Source organism: Streptomyces spiralis, assembly GCF_014654675.1.
In the GTDB taxonomy this organism is placed as follows: Bacteria; Actinomycetota; Actinomycetes; order Streptomycetales; family Streptomycetaceae; genus Streptomyces; species Streptomyces spiralis.
Genome location: NZ_BNBC01000041.1, coordinates 1 through 20,067, shown reverse-complemented (window position 1 = coordinate 20,067; position 20,067 = coordinate 1). Strand labels below are relative to the sequence as shown.

Sequence of the window (20,067 nt, the reverse complement as noted above, 5' to 3'; positions counted from 1 at the left end):
CCAGAAGACCCAGGGGATGAACTTGTGATCGCCCTCTCCCTCGCCGAGATCGCAGCAGTCGTCGGCGGGCAGACGCACGACATACCGGATCCGTCCGTCCAGGTCACCGGACCCGTCGTCCGGGACTCCCGCGAGGTGGTCCCCGGCAGCCTCTTCGTCGCCTTCGTCGGCGAGCGGGTGGACGGCCACGACTTCGCGCAGGACGTCGTCGGGGCGGGCGCGGTCGCCGTACTGGCCTCCCGCCCCGTCGGCGTGCCCGCGATCGTCGTCGAGGACGTCCAGAACGCCCTCGGCGCCCTCGCCCGCCATGTCGTGACCCGGCTCGGCGCGACCCTCGTGGCGCTGACCGGCTCCGCCGGCAAGACCAGCACCAAGGACCTGATCGCCCAGGTGCTCCAGCGCCAGGCGCCGACCGTGTTCACACCCGGCTCGCTCAACAACGAGATCGGGCTGCCGCTGACCGCCCTGAGCGCCACCGAGGAGACCAGGTTCCTCGTGCTGGAGATGGGCGCCCGCGGCATCGGCCACATCCGCTACCTCACCGAGCTGACCCCGCCCAAGGTCGGCCTCGTGCTCAACGTCGGCACCGCCCACATCGGCGAGTTCGGCGGCCGGGAGCAGATCGCCCAGGCGAAGGGCGAACTGGTGGAGAGCCTGCCCCCGGCAGAGGAGGGCGGCGCCGCGATCCTCAACGCCGACGACCCGCTGGTGAAGGCCATGGCCTCCCGTACGAAGGCGAAGGTGGTCCTTTTCGGAGAGTCCGGCGAAGCGGACGTACGCGCCGAGAACGTGAGACTCACGGACAGCGGACAGCCCGCTTTCAGGCTTCACACACCCTCCGGTGCAGCCGATGTGACCATGCGCCTGTACGGTGAGCACCACGTGTCGAACGCGCTCGCCGCGGCCGCCGTCGCCCATGAGCTGGGCATGTCCGCGGAAGAGATCGCCATCGCGCTCTCCGAGGCGGGCTCCCTCTCCCGCTGGCGCATGGAGGTCACCGAGCGCCCGGACGGCGTGACCATCGTCAACGACGCCTACAACGCCAACCCCGAGTCCATGCGGGCCGCGCTGCGTGCGCTGGTGGCCATGGGCCGCGGACGGCGGACCTGGGCGGTGCTCGGCAAGATGGCCGAGCTCGGGGACGAGGCGCTCGCCGAGCACGACGCGGTCGGACGGCTCGCCGTCCGGCTCAACGTCAGCAAGCTCGTCGCGGTCGGGGGCAGGGAAGCGTCCTGGCTGCAACTGGGCGCATACAACGAGGGTTCGTGGGGTGAGGAGTCGGTGCACGTGTCCGACGCACAGGCGGCGATCGACCTGTTGCGCAGCGAGTTGCGCCCGGGGGACGTGGTGCTCGTGAAGGCGTCCCGTTCGGTCGGTCTGGAGGGCATCGCCGAGGCGCTCCTCCAGGCCGGGACCGAGGGTGAGGTCGCCGCCCGATGATGAACCAGATCCTCTTCGCGGGCGTCATCGGCCTCTTCCTGACCCTGATCGGCACCCCCCTGCTGATCAAGCTCCTGGCCCGCAAGGGCTACGGTCAGTACATCCGCGACGACGGACCGCGCGAGCACGCCAGCAAGCGCGGTACGCCGACCATGGGCGGCATCGCGTTCATCCTGGCCACGGTCGCCGCCTACTTCCTGTCAAAGGTGATCACCGGCAAGCCCCCGACGTACTCGGGTCTGCTGGTGCTCGGCCTGATGGTGGGCATGGGCATGGTCGGCTTCCTCGACGACTACATCAAGATCGTCAAGCGTCGTTCGCTGGGCCTGCGCGCCAAGGCGAAGATGGCCGGCCAGCTGATCGTCGGCATCGCCTTCGCGGTGCTGTCGCTGCAGTTCTCCGACAACCGCGGCAACACCCCGGCCTCCACCAAGCTGTCGTTCATCACCGACTTCGGCTGGACGATCGGCCCGGTGCTGTTCGTGGTCTGGGCGCTGTTCATGATCCTGGCGATGTCGAACGGCGTGAACCTCACCGACGGTCTGGACGGTCTGGCCACCGGCGCCTCCGTCCTGGTCTTCGGCGCCTACACCTTCATCGGCGTATGGCAGTACCAGGAGTCCTGCGCCAACGCCATGACGCTGACCAACCCGGGCGCCTGCTACGAGGTGCGCGATCCACTCGACCTCGCGGTCGTGGCCTCCGCGTTGATGGGCGCCTGCCTCGGCTTCCTGTGGTGGAACACCTCGCCGGCCAAGATCTTCATGGGCGACACCGGTTCGCTCGCGCTCGGCGGCGTCCTCGCCGGCCTCGCGATCTGCTCGCGCACCGAGCTGCTGATCGCGCTGCTGGGCGGCCTGTTCGTGCTGATCACCATGTCGGTGGTCATCCAGGTCGGCTCCTTCCGGCTCACCGGCAAGCGGGTCTTCCGGATGGCGCCGCTCCAGCACCACTTCGAACTCAAGGGCTGGTCCGAAGTGCTCGTCGTGGTCCGTTTCTGGATCATTCAGGGCATCTGTGTCATCGTCGGACTCGGCCTCTTCTACGCGGGATGGGCAGCGGACAAGTGACCTCATCGGTGCCTTCGGAGTTCCGGGGCAAGCACGTCACCGTCGCCGGACTCGGTGTGTCCGGCGTCCCGGCGGCCAAGGTGCTGCACGGCCTCGGCGCGCACGTCACCGTCGTCAACGACGGCGACGACGACCGGGCCCGGGCGCAGGCCGCCGAACTCCGGGCGCTCGGCGTCACCGTGCGCCTCGGGGACGGCGACACCCTGCCCGAGGGCACCGAGCTGATCGTCACCGCGCCCGGCTGGCAGCCCGGCAAGCCGCTGTTCCAGGCCGCCGAGAAGGCGGGCGTGCCGGTCTGGGGCGACGTGGAGCTCGCCTGGCGGCTGCGTGGCCCCGACGCCGCGCCCTGGCTGTGCGTGACGGGCACCAACGGCAAGACCACGACCGTCCAGATGCTGGCGTCGATCCTGAAGGCGGCCGGGCTGCGCACCGCCGCCGTCGGCAACATCGGCGTCTCGCTGCTGGACGCCGTGCTCGGCGAGGAGACGTACGACGTCCTGGCCGTCGAGCTCTCCAGCTACCAGCTGCACTGGGCGCCGTCCCTGCGCGCCCACTCCGCCGCGGTGCTCAACCTCGCCCCGGACCACCTCGACTGGCACGGCTCCATGGAGGCCTACGCCGCCGACAAGGGCCGCGTCTACGAGGGCAACCGCGTCGCCTGCGTCTACAACGTCGCCGACAAGGCCACCGAGGACCTGGTGCGCGAGGCGGACGTCGAAGAGGGCTGCCGGGCGATCGGGTTCACGCTGGGCGCGCCGGGACCGTCCCAACTCGGCGTCGTGGACGGCATCCTGGTCGACCGCGCCTTCGTCGAGGACCGGCAGCGCAACGCCCAGGAGCTCGCCGAGGTCTCCGACATCACCCCGCCCGCCCCGCACAACATCGCCAACGCCCTTGCCGCGGCGGCCCTCGCACGCGCCTACGGCGTGCCCGCCAAGGCCGTCCGGGACGGTCTGCGGTCCTTCACCCCGGACGCCCACCGCATCGCGCACGTGGCGGACGTGGACGGCGTCGCCTACATCGACGACTCCAAGGCCACCAACACCCACGCGGCCGAGGCGTCGTTGGCGGCATATGAGTCGATCGTATGGATTGCGGGTGGTCTGGCGAAGGGTGCGACCTTCGACGAACTGGTCGCGAAGTCGGCGCCGCGGCTGCGCGGTGCCGTGCTCATCGGCGCCGATCGCGCCCTGATCCGTGACGCCCTCGTGCGACACGCCCCCGAAGTCCCCGTCGTCGACCTCGACCGGACCGACACTGGGGCGATGCTCCAGGCTGTCCAGGAAGCGCGGCGGCTCGCACGGCCCGGCGACACGGTGCTGCTGGCCCCGGCCTGCGCCTCCATGGACATGTTCACCAACTACAACAAGCGTGGTGACGCGTTCGCGGAGGCCGTTCGCGAACTCGGCGCCCGCTGACCCCGGCCGCCCCCGCCGCCGGGCGACCTCGGGAGGGACACGTGGGACCCGCGAGCCGAGTCAGTGCCTGTGCCTGTCCGGGCCCTCGACCTGTGCGGCCGACGTACCGCGGAGGTGGAGATGGCCGGTAGCCCCGGCAGCCGCACCGGGCGGCCGCCCGTGCGGGGGGCCGGTGCACGGCCCGCCGCCGGCCGGAACTCGCCCGACAACCCCGTACGCCGGCTCGTCACCCGCGCCCGCAAGGCCTGGGACCGTCCGCTCACCGCGTACTACGTGATCCTCGGCGGCAGCTCGCTGATCACCGTGCTGGGTCTGGTGATGGTCTACTCGGCCTCCCAGATCACCGCGCTGCAGATGGCGCTGCCGGGGTCGTACTTCTTCCGCAAGCAGCTGCTGGCGGCCGTGATCGGCGGCGGGCTGCTGCTGGCCGCCGCCAGGATGCCGGTGAAGCTGCACCGGGCCCTGGCCTATCCGATCCTGGCGGGCGCGGTGTTCCTGATGGCGCTGGTGCAGGTGCCCGGGATAGGGATGTCGGTCAACGGCAACCAGAACTGGATCGCGCTGGGCGGCTCCTTCCAGATCCAGCCCAGCGAGATCGGCAAGCTGGCGCTGGTGCTGTGGGGCGCCGACCTGATCGCGCGCAAGCAGGAGAAGCGGCTGCTGACCCAGTGGAAGCACATGCTGGTGCCGCTCGTCCCGGTCGCCTTCATGCTGCTCGGCCTGATCATGCTCGGCGGCGACATGGGCACCGCGATCATCCTCACCGCCATCCTGTTCGGCCTGCTCTGGCTCGCGGGCGCGCCCACCCGCCTCTTCGTCGGCGTCCTGTCGGTCGCCGCCCTGATCGGCCTGGTCCTCATCAAGACCAGCCCCAACCGCCTGGACCGGTTCGCCTGTGTGGGGTCCGGCGACGTCACCAAGTGCTGGCAGGCGGTGCACGGCATCTACGCCCTCGCCTCCGGCGGACTCTTCGGTTCCGGCCTCGGTGCGAGTGTGGAAAAATGGGGGCAACTTCCCGAAGCCCACACCGACTTCATCTTCGCCGTCACCGGCGAGGAACTGGGCCTGGCGGGGACACTGTCGGTGCTCGCCCTGTTCGCGGCTCTAGGCTATGCGGGCATCCGCGTGGCCGGACGCACGGAGGACCCCTTCGTGAGGTACGCCGCGGGAGGCGTGACCACCTGGATCACCGCTCAGGCGGTGATCAACATCGGTGCGGTGCTCGGTCTGCTGCCGATCGCCGGTGTCCCCCTCCCGCTGTTCTCCTACGGGGGATCCGCCCTGCTGCCGACCATGTTCGCCATCGGGCTGCTGATCGCCTTCGCGCGGGACGAACCCGCTGCGCGGGCGGCGCTTGCCATGCGGCAACCTCGCTTTGGTAGAAAGCGGGCGGGAGGCTCCGCGGCCGGCCGGAAGTCCGGACGGAGGCCCGACCGGAGTGCCGGCCGGAAACCCGGCCGGGAGCCCGGCGGGGGATCGGGCCGTGGCTCGGGCCGGGTATCCGGTGCAGGATCGGGCCAGGGGTCCGGCCAGGGGCCTCGGAGATGGAACACGATGCGACGGCGTGCCTCGGCGGCGCGTCCGTCCGGAGAGCGGTGAATTTCGGTGCATGTCGTACTCGCCGGCGGAGGTACCGCGGGCCACATCGAGCCCGCGCTCGCCCTCGCGGACGCCCTGCGCAGGCAGGACCCGACCGTGGGAATCACGGCCCTGGGCACGGAGCGGGGCCTGGAGACCCGGCTCGTTCCCGAGCGCGGCTACGAGCTCGCGCTGATCCCGGCGGTGCCGCTGCCGCGCAAGCCCACCCCCGAACTGATCACCGTCCCGGGCCGGCTGCGCGGCACGATCAAGGCCGCCGAGCAGATCCTGGAGCGCACCAAGGCCGACGCCGTGGTCGGCTTCGGCGGATATGTCGCTCTGCCCGGCTATCTCGCCGCCAAGCGGCTCGGCGTGCCCATCGTGATCCACGAGGCGAACGCCCGCCCGGGCCTGGCCAACAAGATCGGTTCGCGCTACGCCGCCCAGGTCGCCGTCTCCACGCCGGACAGCAAGCTGCGAGGCGCCCGCTACATCGGCATCCCGCTGCGCCGCGCCATCGCCACCCTCGACCGGGCCGCCGTACGCCCCCAGGCGCGCGCCGCGTTCGGACTGGACCCCAACCTGCCGACGCTGCTGGTCTCCGGCGGCTCCCAGGGCGCCCGCCGGCTCAACGAGGTGGTCCAGCAGGTCGCGCCCTGGCTCCAGCAGGCCGGCATCCAGATCCTGCACGCGGTCGGCCCGAAGAACGAACTGCCGCAGGTGCACCAGATGCCGGGGATGCCCCCCTACATCCCGGTAAGTTACCTGGACCGGATGGACCTCGCGTACGCCGCGGCCGACATGATGCTCTGCCGCGCCGGCGCGATGACCGTCGCCGAACTCTCCGCCGTCGGGCTCCCGGCCGCCTACGTCCCGCTGCCCATCGGCAACGGCGAACAGCGGCTGAACGCCCAGCCGGTGGTGAAGGCCGGCGGCGGACTCCTGGTCGACGACGCGGAACTCACCCCGGAGTGGGTGCAGCACAACGTCCTGCCCGTGCTGGCCGATCCGCACCGGCTGTACCAGATGTCCCGCGCCGCCGCGGAGTTCGGCCGCCGGGACGCCGACGACCTGCTCGTCGGCATGGTGTACGAGGCGATCGCCTCGCGCCGTTAGGACCATATGACCGAAGGGGCTTGAAAGCGTGGCCGGACCGACGACCGCCGAGCGCGGTGAACGCCAGCAGGAGTCGTCCGGCCCGCCCCTGGTCCGCAGGCTGAGGCCGCCGCGTCTTCGTACGATCGTCATCCTGGCGCTGGCTCTGCTGCTCCTCGCCGGCGGCTCACTCTGGCTTCTGTACGGCTCCGCGTGGACGCGGGTGGAGCGGGTGTCCGTTTCCGGCACACGGGTGTTGACGCCCGCCCAGGTGCGCGCCGCCGCCGCGGTCCCGGTGGGGGACCCGCTCATTTCCGTCGACACCGACGCGATCGCCGCCCGACTGCGTCGTCAATTGCCCCGAATTGACACGGTTGACGTGGTTCGTTCATGGCCTCATGGAATCGACCTGAAAGTCGGCGAACGCACCGCGGTCATGGTGGAGGAAAAGGGCGGAAAGTTCGTCGAAGTGGATCGCGGCGGCGTCCGGTTCGCCACGGTTTCGCAGGCGCCGAAAGGCGTGCCCGTCCTGGAATTGTCGCTTTCGCGTGACGGATCGGCGGCGGCGAGCCTGCGGCGCTTCGACGAGAGCCGGCTCGTGCGTGAGGCGGTCGCCGTCGCGGCGCGGATCCCGGCGGCCGTCGCCGGCCGGACCCGGGTCGTCAAGGTCCGTACCTACGACGACATCTCGCTGGAGTTGGGCGATGGCCGCACCGTCGCCTGGGGCAGCGCCGAGAACGGCGCCGAGAAGGCCCGCGCGCTCACCGCACTGATGAAAGCGGCCCCCGGCGCGCGGCACTTCGACGTCAGTGTTCCCACCGCCCCTGCCTCGTCGGGGAGTTGACGGCCGTCCGCGCAGGCCAGCACCCTGGTTGGGCAGCGCTATGCCTGATCACATAGGGTGAAAAGAAAAACGGGAGGTTCGGCGTGTTCGTTGAACGGGCGCCACTTGTCGACTTAGTGTCCTGTTCAGAAGACTTCAGGGAACAGACACACTGGTAACCCTAAACTTCAGGGTTAGGGTTCGGGTCGGCACTACGGACCGTCCCATTCGGCATCAGTCGTCGGACCGCGAGGCAGCAGTGCTTCGACGATTCGGCGACACGTAACTCGAGGCGAGAGGCCTTCGACGTGGCAGCACCGCAGAACTACCTCGCAGTCATCAAAGTCATCGGTGTCGGCGGCGGTGGTGTCAATGCCATCAACCGGATGATCGAGGTCGGTCTCAAGGGCGTCGAGTTCATCGCCATCAACACCGACGCACAGGCGCTGTTGATGAGCGACGCCGACGTCAAGCTCGACGTCGGCCGCGAACTCACCCGCGGACTCGGCGCCGGAGCCAACCCGGCCGTCGGCCGCAAGGCCGCCGAGGACCACCGCGAGGAGATCGAGGAGGTCCTCAAGGGGGCCGACATGGTCTTCGTGACGGCCGGTGAAGGCGGCGGCACCGGCACCGGCGGCGCGCCGGTCGTGGCCAACATCGCACGTTCGCTGGGCGCCCTCACCATCGGCGTGGTCACCCGCCCGTTCACCTTCGAGGGGCGGCGCCGCGCCAACCAGGCCGAGGACGGCATCGCGGAACTGCGCGAAGAGGTCGACACCCTCATCGTCATCCCGAACGACCGGCTGCTGTCCATCTCGGACCGCCAGGTCTCGGTCCTGGACGCCTTCAAGTCGGCCGACCAGGTCCTGCTCTCCGGTGTCCAGGGCATCACCGACCTCATCACCACGCCCGGCCTGATCAACCTCGACTTCGCCGACGTCAAGTCGGTCATGTCCGAGGCCGGTTCGGCGCTCATGGGCATCGGCTCGGCCCGCGGCGACGACCGCGCGGTGGCCGCCGCCGAGATGGCGATCTCCTCGCCGCTGCTCGAGGCCTCCATCGACGGCGCCCGCGGTGTGCTGCTGTCCATCTCCGGCGGCTCCGACCTGGGCCTGTTCGAGATCAACGAGGCCGCCCAGCTGGTCAGCGAGGCCGCCCACCCCGAGGCCAACATCATCTTCGGCGCGGTCATCGACGACGCACTCGGCGACGAGGTCCGGGTCACCGTGATCGCGGCCGGCTTCGACGGCGGCCAGCCCCCGGCCCGCCGGGACAACGTCCTCGGTGCGACCACGCCCGCGCAGCGCCGCGAGGAGCCCAACCCGGTACGGCAGCCCGAGAGCCGCCCGACCTTCGGCTCGCTGGGCAGCGTGACCCCGAAGGAGGAGCCGGAGCCCGCGACCCCGGAGCCGGTCAGCGACCTCCCGGCCTCGACGCCGGTCCCCCCGGCACCGCGGAGCTACTCGGACAGCGCGGCCGAGGAACTGGACGTACCGGACTTCCTCAAGTGATAGGACAGCGCGACACCGTGAACGGCGCGCACTTCGCCTTCACCGACCGGTGGGGCGGGGTGAGCGCCGTTCCGTACGAGGAGCTCAACCTCGGCGGCGCGGTCGGCGACGACCCCGGCGCCGTACGCACCAACCGGGAACGGGCGGCCGCCTCCCTCGGACTCGACCCGGCCCGGGTGGTCTGGATGAACCAGGTGCACGGGACGGACGTTGCGGTGGTGGACGAACCCTGGGGAACGGCGGCCGACATCCCCTCCGTCGACGCGGTCGTCACCCGCCGGCGCGGGCTCGCCCTCGCCGTGCTCACCGCCGACTGCACCCCCGTGCTGCTCGCCGACCCCGTCGCCGGGATCGCCGCCGCGGCCCACGCGGGACGGCCCGGCATGGTGGCCGGAGTGGTTCCCGCCGCCGTGCGCGCCATGGTCGAACTCGGCGCCGAGCCGGGCCGGATCGTCGCCCGCACCGGACCCGCGGTGTGCGGCCGGTGCTACGAGGTGCCGGAGGCGATGCGTACCGAGGTGTCCGCCGTCGAGCCGGCGGCGTACGCCGAGACGAGTTGGGGCACGCCGGCCGTGGACGTGAGCGCCGGGGTGCACGCCCAGCTCGAGCGCCTCGGGGTGCACGACCGGGAGCAGTCGCCGGTGTGCACGCGGGAGTCGAAGGACCACTTCTCGTACCGCCGCGACCGCACCACCGGCCGGCTCGCAGGCTATGTCTGGCTGGACTGATGGGGCATGACGGACCGTAGGGAACAAATCGCCGGGAATCTGGCGAGGGTTGAGGAGCGCATCGCCGCGGCGTGCGCGGCCGCGGGGCGTCCGCGTCAGGAGGTGACCCTCATCGTGGTCACCAAGACCTACCCGGCCGCGGATGTGCGGGTCCTGTCGGAACTCGGTGTGCGCCATGTCGCCGAGAACCGCGACCAGGAGGCCGCGCCGAAGGCCGCCGAATGTGCCGATCTGCCCCTCAGTTGGCATTTTGTCGGTCAACTTCAGACCAACAAGGTGCGATCCGTGGTGGGTTACGCGGACGTCGTGCAGTCCGTCGACCGTTCACGGCTCGTCACCGCGCTCTCGAAGGAGGCCGTACGGGCCGGGCGCGAGGTGGGCTGCCTGATCCAGGTCGCTCTGGACGCCGGAGAGAGCGGCCGGGGAGAGCGGGGTGGCGTGGGCCCCGGCGGAATCGAAGAGTTGGCCGACCTCGTCGCCCGTTCCGAGGGGCTCCGGCTCGACGGGCTGATGACCGTCGCGCCGCTGACCGGCGAGTACGCCGGGCGTCAACAGGCGGCGTTCGAACGGCTCATGGATTTGTCGACCTCCCTGCGCGCGAGCCATCCGACTGCCACCATGGTCTCGGCAGGGATGAGCGCGGACCTCGAACAGGCCGTGGCCGCCGGAGCGACACACGTACGCGTCGGCACTGCGGTACTCGGAGTCCGCCCCAGGCTCGGGTAACGTCGCCAGGAAGTCGGACCACAGCAGAAAATATGGTCAATACCGCCGAAGAAGGCGCAACGACCTCGTGGATCGCGGGGACTTGGCGGTCGTCAGCGGATCCACCACAGAGCGGAGGACTCAGAGCATGGCCGGCGCGATGCGCAAGATGGCGGTCTACCTCGGCCTCGTGGAGGACGATGGGTACGACGGCCGGGGCTTCGACCCCGATGACGAGTTCGAGCCCGAACTGGACCCGGAGCCCGAGCGGGACCGCCGACGGCACGAACCGTCGCATCAGTCACTTGGGACACACCAGTCACAAAGGGACGAACCGGTACGCGTGGTGCAGCCTCCGGCACCCCGCGAACCCGTGTCCCATTCCGCTTCGCTTCCGGCGGAAACGGGACGTCCGGCGCGCATCGCGCCCGTGGCGTCCATCACACAAGAACGCGCAAGCCTGGAGAAGAACGCACCGGTGATCATGCCCAAGGTCGTGTCCGAACGTGAGCCGTACCGGATCACCACACTGCACCCCCGGACCTACAACGAGGCCCGTACCATCGGGGAACACTTCCGTGAGGGTACCCCGGTGATCATGAATCTCACTGAGATGGATGACACAGATGCGAAGCGACTTGTCGACTTTGCGGCCGGTTTGGTGTTTGGTCTTCACGGCAGCATCGAGCGGGTGACGCAGAAGGTGTTTCTGTTGTCGCCTGCTAACGTCGATGTCACGGCGGAGGACAAGGCCCGCATCGCAGAGGGCGGGTTCTTCAACCAGAGCTGAGACACAGACCGGACGACAGGCACGGAACAGGGGAGAGGGAAGCACCGATCATGGGCGTGGCCATGGAGGTTCTCTACATCGCGCTGATGGTGTTCCTCATCGTGCTGATCTTCCGGTTGGTCATGGACTATGTGTTCCAGTTCGCCCGCTCGTGGCAACCCGGCAAGGCGATGGTGGTCGTTCTTGAGGCCACCTACACTGTCACCGATCCACCGCTGAAGCTTCTGCGGCGGTTCATCCCGCCGCTGCGTCTCGGGGGCGTGGCGCTCGACCTGTCCTTCTTCGTACTGATGATCATCGTCTACGTCCTGATCGCCATCGTGGGAAACCTGGCGACGTGACAGTGGACGATACGGTCTTGCCGACTGCCGATGACTACGTTGAGGTGAAGAGATGCCGTTGACCCCCGAGGACGTGCGGAACAAGCAGTTCACGACCGTCCGCCTCCGAGAAGGCTATGACGAGGACGAGGTCGATGCCTTCCTCGACGAGGTCGAGGCCGAGCTGACCCGTCTGCTCCGCGAGAACGAGGACCTGCGCGCCAAGCTGGCCGCGGCCACCCGTGCCGCCGCCCAGAACCAGCAGAACATGCGCAAGCCCCCGGAGCAGCAGGACCAGCCGCAGCATCCGCAGGGCGGCATGCCTCAGCAGGGCGGCATGCCTCAGCAGGGCGGTATGCCTCAGCAGGGCGGCATGCCTCAGCAGGGCATGCGAGGTCCGGGCGCTCCGGTTCCCGCCGGGATATCGGGCCCGCCGCAGCAGCAGATGGGTGGCCCCATGGGTGGCCCGCCCCAGCTGCCGAGCGGTGCCCCGCAGCTGCCCGCCGGCCCCGGCGGACAGGGCCCGCAGGGTCCCGGCCCGATGGGCCAGGGTCCTGGTCCGATGGGTCAAGGCCCGATGCAGGGCCAGATGGGTCCCGGCCCGATGGGCGGCCCCGGTCCCATGGGCGGTCCCGGCCCGATGGGTCAGGGCCCCGGTGGCGACAGCGCCGCGCGCGTCCTGTCGCTGGCCCAGCAGACCGCCGACCAGGCGATCGCCGAGGCCCGTTCCGAGGCCAACAAGATCGTCGGCGAGGCGCGTTCGCGTGCCGAGGGCCTCGAGCGCGACGCCCGCGCCAAGGCCGACGCGCTGGAGCGGGACGCGCAGGAGAAGCACCGCGTCGCGATGGGCTCCCTGGAGTCCGCCCGCGCCACGCTGGAGCGCAAGGTCGAGGACCTGCGCGGCTTCGAACGCGAGTACCGCACGCGCCTGAAGTCGTACCTCGAGTCCCAGCTGCGCCAGCTGGAGACCCAGGCCGACGACTCCCTGGCCCCGCCGCGCACCCCCGCGACGGCCTCGCTCCCGCCGTCCCCGGCGCCCTCCATGGCCCCGGCCGGCGCGAGCGCCCCGTCCTACGGCGGCAACCAGACGATGGGCGGCGCGCCCAGCCCGTCCGGCCCGTCCTACGGCGGCCAGCAGCAGATGTCCCCGGCGATGACCCAGCCGATGGCACCGGTACGCCCGCAGGGCCCGTCCCCCATGGGCCAGGCCCCGTCCCCGATGCGCGGCTTCCTCATCGACGAGGACGACAACTGAGGACCCCCTGAAGGGTTCCTGAGACAAGGCATCGGCAGCCTGCGAGAACGGCCCCGGAGGTTTCACCTCCGGGGCCGTTCGGTCATTTCAGGGGCGCGGGGCCGCATCGATACGGGGCCGCATCGATATGCGGCTCCGCCGCGTGGACGCGACAAAGCCCACCGGCCCGCACGGGAAGGGCAGGGGTGGCGGGGGCGAACACCCTGGGGCGCCCGCCCCCGCCGGGACTCACACCTTGCGCAGACGGAACGTCAGCGACAGCCCCTCGTCGGTGAACTCGGCACCGTAGGTGTCGTCGGCCTCGCCCTGCGCGAAGTCCGTCGCGAGGACCTCCTCGGCGATCAGACCCGCGTGCTCGGACAGCGCCGAGATGACGGCCGGGTCCGTGGACACCCACCGCAGCGCGATGCGGTCCGCCACGTCCAGCCCGCTGTTCTTGCGCGCCTCCTGGATCAGCCGGATCGCGTCCCGCGCCAGGCCCGCGCGCCGCAGCTCCTCCGTGATCTCCAGATCCAGCGCCACCGTCGCACCCGCGTCGGACGCCACCGACCAGCCCTCACGCGGAGTCTCGGTGATGATCACCTCGTCCGGCGCCAGCGTGATCGTCTCACCGTCGACCTCGACCGACGCCGTACCCTCCCGCAGCGCCAGCGACAGCGCCGCCGCGTCGGCTCCGGCGATCGCCTTGGCCACGTCCTGGACGCGCTTGCCGAACCGCTTGCCCAGCGCCCGGAAGTTGGCCTTCGCGGTGGTGTCCACCAGCGACCCGCCGACCTCGCTGAGCGACGCCAGCGAGGAGACGTTCAGCTCCTCCGTGATCTGCGCGTGCAGCTCCCGGTCCAGGGACTCGAAGCCGGCGGCGGCCACCAGCGCCCGCCGCAGCGGCTGACGGGTCTTGACGCCCGACTCCGCGCGCGTGGCCCGGCCCAGCTCCACGAGCCGGCGCACCAGCACCATCTGCCGCGACAGCTCCGGGTCGATGGCGGTCAGGTCCGCCTCCGGCCAGGAGGACAGGTGGACGGACTCCGGGGCGCCCGGGGTGACCGGCACGATCAGGTCCTGCCAGACCCGCTCGGTGATGAATGGCGTGATCGGCGCCATCAGCTTCGTCACCGTCTCGACGACCTCGTGCAGCGTGCGCAGCGCCGCCTTGTCGCCCTGCCAGAAGCGGCGGCGCGAGCGGCGCACGTACCAGTTGGACAGGTCGTCGACGAACGCGGACAGCAGCTTGCCGGCGCGCTGGGTGTCGTACGCCTCCAGCGCCTGCGTGACCTGGTCGGTCAGCGCGTGCAGCTCGCTGAGCAGCCAGCGGTCGAGCAGCGGGCGGTCGGCCGGGGCCGGGTCGGCCTCGGACGGCGCCCAGTTCGACGTACGGGCGTACAGCGCCTGGAAGGCGACCGTGTTCCAGTACGTCAGGAGCGTCTTGCGGACGACCTCCTGGATGGTGCCGTGGCCGACCCGGCGGGCCGCCCACGGGGAGCCGCCGGCCGCCATGAACCAGCGCACCGCGTCCGCGCCGTGCTGGTCCATGAGCGGGATCGGCTGCAGGATGTTGCCCAGGTGCTTGGACATCTTGCGGCCGTCCTCGGCGAGGATGTGGCCCAGGCACACGACGTTCTCGTAGGACGACTTGTCGAACACCAGCGTGCCGACCGCCATCAGCGTGTAGAACCAGCCGCGGGTCTGGTCGATGGCCTCGGAGATGAACTGCGCCGGGTAGCGGCTCTCGAACAGCTCCTTGTTCTTGTACGGGTAGCCCCACTGCGCGAACGGCATCGAACCCGAGTCGTACCAGGCGTCGATGACCTCCGGTACGCGCGTGGCCGTGCCGGCGCAGCCCTCGTGCGGGCAGGCGAAGGTGACCTCGTCGATGAACGGCCGGTGCGGGTCCAGGCCCGACTGGTCGGTGCCGGTCAGCTGGGTCAGCTCCGCGCGGGAGCCCACGCAGGTGAGGTGGCTGTCCTCGCAGCGCCAGATCGGCAGCGGGGTGCCCCAGTAGCGGTTGCGGGACAGCGCCCAGTCGATGTTGTTGTTCAGCCAGTCCCCGTACCGGCCGTGCTTGACCGTCTCCGGGAACCAGTTGGTCTTCTCGTTCTCCTGGAGCAGCCGGTCCTTGATCGCCGTGGTGCGGATGTACCAGGACGGCTGCGCGTAGTACAGCAGCGCGGTGTGGCAGCGCCAGCAGTGCGGGTAGCTGTGCTCGTACGGCAGGTGCTTGAAGAGCAGGCCGCGCTGCTGGAGGTCCTCGGTGAGCTTCTCGTCGGCCTTCTTGAAGAAGACGCCGCCGACCAGCGGGACGTCCTCCTCGAAGGTGCCGTCCGGGCGGACCGGGTTGACCACCGGCAGGCCGTAGGAGCGGCAGACCTTGAGGTCGTCCTCACCGAAGGCGGGGGACTGGTGGACCAGACCCGTACCGTCCTCGGTGGTCACGTACTCGGCGTTCACCACGTAGTGCGCCGGCTCCGGGAACTCCACCAGCTCGAACGGCCGCCGGTAGGTCCAGCGCTCCATCTCGGCGCCGGTGAAGGTCTGGCCGGTGGTCTGCCAGCCCTCGCCGAGCGCCTTGCCGACGAGCGGCTCGGCGACGACGAGCTTCTCCTCGCCGTTCGTGGCGACGACGTAGGTCACCTCCGGGTGCGCGGCGACCGCCGTGTTGGACACCAGCGTCCAGGGGGTGGTCGTCCACACCAGCAGCGCGGCCTCGTCGGCCAGCGGGCCCGAGGTGAGCGGGAAGCGGACGTAGACGGACGGGTCGACGACCGTCTCGTAGCCCTGCGCCAGCTCGTGGTCGGACAGGCCGGTGCCGCAGCGCGGGCACCAGGGGGCGACGCGGTGGTCCTGGACCAGCAGCCCCTTGTCGAAGATCTCCTTCAGCGACCACCAGACGGACTCCACGTAGTCGGGGTCCATGGTGCGGTAGGCGTCGTCGAGGTCGACCCAGTAGCCCATGCGGGTCGTCAGCTCGGCGAAGGCGTCGGTGTGCCGGGTCACGGACTCGCGGCACTTGGCGTTGAACTCGGCGATGCCGTACGCCTCGATGTCCTGCTTGCCGGAGAAGCCCAGCTCCTTCTCCACCGCGAGCTCCACGGGCAGGCCGTGGCAGTCCCAGCCGGCCTTGCGGGCCACGTGGTAGCCGCGCATGGTGCGGAAGCGGGGGAAGACGTCCTTGAAGACGCGCGCCTCGATGTGGTGGGCGCCCGGCATGCCGTTGGCGGTGGGCGGGCCCTCGTAGAACACCCACTCGGGGCGGCCCTCGGACTGCTCCAGGCTCTTGGCAAAGATCTTCTGCTCGCGCCAGAAGTCGAGCACCGCGTGCTCGAGCGCGGGCAGGTCGACCTGGGCGGGCACCTGGCGGTACTGCGTCATCGATCTTCCTCCGGCGGACGTACTGCCTTCCGTCGGAGGGACGAGAGCGTCGTGCTTCTACGCCGTGTGCGGCGCGCTCCCGCGGTACCACCCTCCTTGGCTCCCCGGTGCGCCGTACGCGCCGACGAGCCCCCTCATTGGGGTCGCGATGCCGGTTCTACTGGCCCCCGCGGCCTCGCTGGGGCGTTCTTCCGGCGGCTCCGGGGTGATCTTCACGTCGCGCTCGCCCCCGGGCTCACACCGTCCCCGGGTCGCTCTGGGCTGCGTACGCCGCTACTCGTCCCCATCCACGCTTCTCGCTCCGCCCAGTGTACGGCGCCCCGGGGACAGCGGCCGACCGGTTTTCGCGCGCCGGGCGTGCGGAGCGCATGGAGAGCGGGGCCGGCGGGGGAGGGGCTCGGTGACCCGAACGGCGAGGTGCGCCGGGTTCGGATCGTAGGACCTGCTACTGGTCGGATTACCCGGCGAAGAGCTGGGCACAACGCATGCATGCCGGCCGAGCGGTACGCGCGAGGCGGGCGAATCGGGCGGCGTGCCCCGTTGCCGCGGGACTCGAGTCGATTTATCGTCCCAGCACGATTCGCGAGCAAGATCACAATATGTGAAGGGGCCGCGGCCATGGTGGCGAAGAAGACCGCCCAGCAGTCGGCGTCCGGCAGGTCCCGGGGCTCCGGCGCCTCCGTCGGCATGGCCGAGGACGTGAAGGACGTGAACGGGATGCCGAGCACCCACGCCGCGCCCACGGCCGCGAAGACGACGAAGACGACGAAGACGAAGCCGAAGACCACGAAGCCCGCCGTGAAACCCACCTCGAAGAGGGCGGCGGAGAAGCCCGGGCCGGAGGAGACGCCCGCGAAGGACACCCCGCACGCTGGCACGCGCGCGAAGGCCACCGGCGGCAAGAAGACCCCGAAGACCTCCGCGCGGCAGCCGGCCTCCGGAGCGAGGGCACCCAAGGCGACGGCACCCAGGGCTGCGGCGCCCAAGGCGACGGCTTCCGGGGCGACGGCACCCGAAGCGGCCGCGAAGGGCGCCGCCGGCACCCCCGAGCGGGGTGGGGAGGGGGCCGGTGTGGGCAGGAAGAGCACGGGCAAGAAGGCGGGCGCGGCTCGGGCCGCGAAGCAGACGGGAGCCACGACGGTGGTTGCGAAGAAGACTCCTGGCACGGCCACGGCGGCCACGACCGCCGTCCCCAAGGCACGCGTCGCCGCGGCGGTGGAACCGGGCGACCTCGCGGTACGCCCCGGCGAGGACCCCTGGACCCCGGAGGAGGTGGCGGAGGCCCGCGCGGAGCTGCAGTCCGAGATGGAGCGGCTGCGCACCGAGATCAGCTCGTCCGAGGCGTCCCTCGCGGGGCTGATGCGGGACTCCGGCGACGGCGCGGGCGACGACCAGGCGGACACCGGGGCCAAGAACATCACGCGCGAGCACGAGATGGCGCTCGCCGCCAACGCGCGCGAGATGCTCGTCCAGACCGAGCGCGCCCTGGACCGGCTGGACGCGGGCACCTACGGTCTGTGCGAGAACTGCGGCAACCCCATCGGCAAGGCCCGTATGCAGGCCTTTCCACGGGCCACCCTGTGCGTGGAGTGCAAGCAGAAGCAGGAACGCCGGTACTGAACCGGGTACGGGACGTGCCGTACTCTCGTCCTCAGTCAGGTACCTAGGTTGAGGGACTCACGTGGCAGAGGCGGAGCGCATCATCGGTACGCCGGACACCCCGGATGCGGCACGGCCCGGGCAGGAAGGCCCCGGCGGGAACACGGCGCCGGGCCGGCGCTCCGAGGCCGGGAGCGCGGGCACCGACGGCCCGGCCGCCCCGGCCGGCGGGCCCGGCATCGACGGCCCTGCGGCGGACGGCCCCGCGGAGCCCGCGGGCGCCGCCGGCCAGAGCCCCGCCCCGGCCGAGCGGCCCCGGGGCAGGCGCCGGATCGCGGTGTTGTTCTCGGTCGCGGCGTTCGCGTACGCCCTCGACCTGATCAGCAAGCTGATCGTCGTCGCCAAGCTGGAGAACCACGCGCCGGTGCGGATCCTCGGGGACTGGCTGCGGCTGGAGGCGATCCGCAACGCCGGTGCCGCCTTCAGCTTCGGCGAGGCCTACACGGTGATCTTCACGGTGATCGCCGCCGCCGTGATCGTGGTGATCACCCGGCTCGCCCGCAAGCTCTACAGCCTGCCCTGGGCGATCGCCCTCGGCCTGCTGCTCGGCGGAGCGCTCGGCAACCTCACCGACCGGATCTTCCGGGCGCCCGGTGTCTTCGAGGGCGCGGTCGTCGACTTCATCGCGCCCAAGCACTTCGCCGTCTTCAACCTCGCCGACTCGGCGATCGTCTGCGGCGGCATCCTGATCGTGCTGCTGTCCTTCCGCGGTCTGGACCCGGACGGCACCGTCCACAGGGACTGACCGACCCGGTTGTCCACAGGCTCCCGTCCGGGGTGCCGGCCCCGTCCGGCATACTCGACGGGTGAGCACGCTTCCCGAGATCCGTACCCTGCCCGTGCCCGACGGCCTGGAGGGCGAGCGCGTCGACGCCGCCATCTCCCGCATGTTCGGCTTCTCCCGCACGAAGGCGGCCGAGCTGGCCGCCGCGGGCAAGGTGCTGGTCGACGGCACGGCGGTCGGCAAGTCCGAGCGGGTGCGCGGCGGGGCCTGGCTCGAGGTCGAGATGCCGCAGGCACCCGCGCCCGTGCAGGTCGTCGCCGAACCGGTCGAGGGCATGGAGATCGTGCACGACGACGAGGACGTGGTCGTGATCGTCAAGCCGGTCGGCGTCGCCGCACACCCCAGCCCCGGCTGGACCGGTCCGACGGTCATCGGCGGGCTGGCCGCCGCCGGGTTCCGCATCTCGACCTCCGGCGCCGCCGAGCGCCAGGGCATCGTGCACCGCCTCGACGTCGGCACCTCGGGCCTGATGGTGGTCGCCAAGTCCGAGTACGCGTACACGTCGCTCAAGCGCCAGTTCAAGGAGCGCACGGTCGACAAGCGCTACCACACCCTCGTCCAGGGCCACCCCGACCCGACCAGCGGCACCATCGACGCGCCCATCGGCCGGCACCCGAACCACGACTACAAGTGGGCGGTCACGGCCGAGGGCAAGCCGTCCGTCACCCACTACGACCTGATCGAGGCCTTCCGCGCGGCGTCCCTGCTGGACGTGAAGCTGGAGACCGGACGCACCCACCAGATCCGCGTCCACATGGCCGCCCACCGCCACCCCTGCGTCGGCGACCTCACCTACGGCGCCGACCCCACGCTCGCCAGGCGGCTGAAGCTGACCAGGCAGTGGCTGCACGCCGTACGCCTCGGCTTCGAGCACCCCGGCGACGGCCGGTGGGCCGAGTTCACCAGCGACTACCCCGAGGACCTGCAGAAGGCCCTCGACCAGGTCCGCGAGGAGACCTACGCATGAACGGCCCGCTGAGCAGCACGGCGTACACGACCCGCGTCGCCGAGGACCCCGCCGACCGCGAGGCCTGCTTCGCGGTGCGCAAGGAGGTCTTCGTCGTCGAGCAGGGCGTCCCCGAGGACATCGAGTACGACGCCCTCGACGCCGTGGCCCTCCATGTGCTCGCCGTCCGCGAGGACGGGACCCCGCTCGGCACCGGACGGCTGCTGCACGGCGAGGCGGCCGCCGGCAGGACGGGCGGTGACCCCACCGTCGGCTCCCTCGGGCGGCTCGCCGTCACCCAGCAGGCCCGCGGGCTGGGCGTCGGCGCCGCCCTGGTGCGCGCCATCGAGGACGCGGCACGCGCGCGCGGCCTCGCGGCGGTGGACCTGCACGCGCAGACCCACGCCCTGGGCTTCTACGAACGGCTCGGGTACGAGGCGTACGGCCCGGAGTTCCCGGACGCCGGCATACCGCACCGGGCGATGCGGCGCGCGCTCTAGGGCGAGACACCCCCTAGGGGGTGTCCGCAAAGTCGGTTGCTCGTTGGTCGGTTCGTGGTGCGTCGTCATGAGCTGACTG

At 70.9% G+C, this 20,067-nt stretch carries 17 protein-coding genes; 16 read left to right on the top strand and 1 reads right to left on the bottom strand.

Annotated elements, in window-relative coordinates; translation table 11 throughout:
* Positions 1-24: 24 nt before the first annotated feature.
* The 12 genes from IE318_RS32715 to IE318_RS32660 all read left to right on the top strand — a co-directional run bounded on the left by IE318_RS32715 (position 25) and on the right by IE318_RS32660 (position 12,733).
* Positions 25-1,440 (top strand): UDP-N-acetylmuramoyl-tripeptide--D-alanyl-D-alanine ligase, encoded by a 1,416-nt coding sequence (locus IE318_RS32715; protein WP_189906178.1) that lies wholly within the window; start codon positions 25-27, stop codon positions 1,438-1,440.
* Entirely contained in the window at positions 1,440-2,510 is a 1,071-nt protein-coding gene (mraY, locus tag IE318_RS32710; RefSeq protein ID WP_107473262.1) for a phospho-N-acetylmuramoyl-pentapeptide-transferase, read from the top strand. The genes IE318_RS32715 and mraY overlap by 1 nt, the downstream gene beginning before the upstream one ends.
* Positions 2,492-3,928, top strand: a complete 1,437-nt coding sequence (murD, locus tag IE318_RS32705; protein ID WP_189906176.1) for a UDP-N-acetylmuramoyl-L-alanine--D-glutamate ligase — start codon at positions 2,492-2,494, stop codon at positions 3,926-3,928. Before mraY ends, murD begins: the two co-directional genes overlap by 19 nt.
* A 120-nt stretch (positions 3,929-4,048) precedes the next feature.
* Positions 4,049-5,527, top strand: a complete 1,479-nt coding sequence (gene ftsW, locus IE318_RS32700) for a putative lipid II flippase FtsW (RefSeq protein WP_189906175.1) — start codon at positions 4,049-4,051, stop codon at positions 5,525-5,527.
* Between the two features lie 6 nt (positions 5,528-5,533).
* Positions 5,534-6,622, top strand: a complete 1,089-nt coding sequence (gene murG, locus IE318_RS32695; protein WP_030167755.1) for an undecaprenyldiphospho-muramoylpentapeptide beta-N-acetylglucosaminyltransferase — start codon at positions 5,534-5,536, stop codon at positions 6,620-6,622.
* Between the two features lie 28 nt (positions 6,623-6,650).
* On the top strand, positions 6,651-7,445 hold the full coding sequence (locus IE318_RS32690; RefSeq protein ID WP_189906173.1) for a cell division protein FtsQ/DivIB: 795 nt from the start codon (positions 6,651-6,653) through the stop codon (positions 7,443-7,445).
* Positions 7,446-7,732: 287 nt separating this feature from the next.
* Positions 7,733-8,935, top strand: coding sequence for a cell division protein FtsZ (gene ftsZ, locus IE318_RS32685; protein WP_030167749.1), 1,203 nt, complete (start codon positions 7,733-7,735; stop codon positions 8,933-8,935).
* Positions 8,932-9,663: a peptidoglycan editing factor PgeF gene (gene pgeF / locus IE318_RS32680; protein ID WP_189906171.1), complete on the top strand. Its 732-nt coding sequence runs from the start codon at positions 8,932-8,934 to the stop codon at positions 9,661-9,663. The genes ftsZ and pgeF overlap by 4 nt, the downstream gene beginning before the upstream one ends.
* A gap of 6 nt (positions 9,664-9,669) precedes the next feature.
* Positions 9,670-10,389, top strand: coding sequence for a YggS family pyridoxal phosphate-dependent enzyme (locus IE318_RS32675; protein WP_189906168.1), 720 nt, complete (start codon positions 9,670-9,672; stop codon positions 10,387-10,389).
* Between the two features lie 127 nt (positions 10,390-10,516).
* Positions 10,517-11,158: a cell division protein SepF gene (locus tag IE318_RS32670; protein ID WP_189906167.1), complete on the top strand. Its 642-nt coding sequence runs from the start codon at positions 10,517-10,519 to the stop codon at positions 11,156-11,158.
* A gap of 50 nt (positions 11,159-11,208) precedes the next feature.
* Positions 11,209-11,499, top strand: a complete 291-nt coding sequence (locus IE318_RS32665; RefSeq protein ID WP_030167740.1) for a YggT family protein — start codon at positions 11,209-11,211, stop codon at positions 11,497-11,499.
* Between the two features lie 52 nt (positions 11,500-11,551).
* On the top strand, positions 11,552-12,733 hold the full coding sequence (locus IE318_RS32660; RefSeq protein WP_189906165.1) for a DivIVA domain-containing protein: 1,182 nt from the start codon (positions 11,552-11,554) through the stop codon (positions 12,731-12,733).
* 228 nt (positions 12,734-12,961) lie between these two features.
* On the opposite strand, the gene ileS is transcribed toward IE318_RS32660, so the two are convergent.
* On the bottom strand, positions 12,962-16,099 hold the full coding sequence (gene ileS, locus IE318_RS32655) for an isoleucine--tRNA ligase (RefSeq protein ID WP_189906163.1): 3,138 nt from the start codon (positions 16,097-16,099) through the stop codon (positions 12,962-12,964).
* A gap of 618 nt (positions 16,100-16,717) precedes the next feature.
* Here ileS and IE318_RS32650 point away from each other — a divergent pair.
* From IE318_RS32650 to IE318_RS32635, 4 genes are all read left to right on the top strand, one after another.
* Complete coding sequence (locus IE318_RS32650) at positions 16,718-17,719, top strand: TraR/DksA family transcriptional regulator (protein ID WP_189906161.1); 1,002 nt, start codon at positions 16,718-16,720, stop codon at positions 17,717-17,719.
* 61 nt (positions 17,720-17,780) lie between these two features.
* Entirely contained in the window at positions 17,781-18,503 is a 723-nt protein-coding gene (gene lspA, locus IE318_RS32645) for a signal peptidase II (protein ID WP_189906159.1), read from the top strand.
* Positions 18,504-18,564: 61 nt separating this feature from the next.
* Positions 18,565-19,509 carry an RluA family pseudouridine synthase gene (locus tag IE318_RS32640; RefSeq protein WP_030167727.1) on the top strand — a complete coding sequence of 315 codons (945 nt, stop codon included), beginning with the start codon at positions 18,565-18,567 and terminating at the stop codon, positions 19,507-19,509.
* 8 nt (positions 19,510-19,517) lie between these two features.
* Positions 19,518-19,988 (top strand): GNAT family N-acetyltransferase, encoded by a 471-nt coding sequence (locus IE318_RS32635; protein ID WP_189906256.1) that lies wholly within the window; start codon positions 19,518-19,520, stop codon positions 19,986-19,988.
* Positions 19,989-20,067 lie beyond the last annotated feature (79 nt).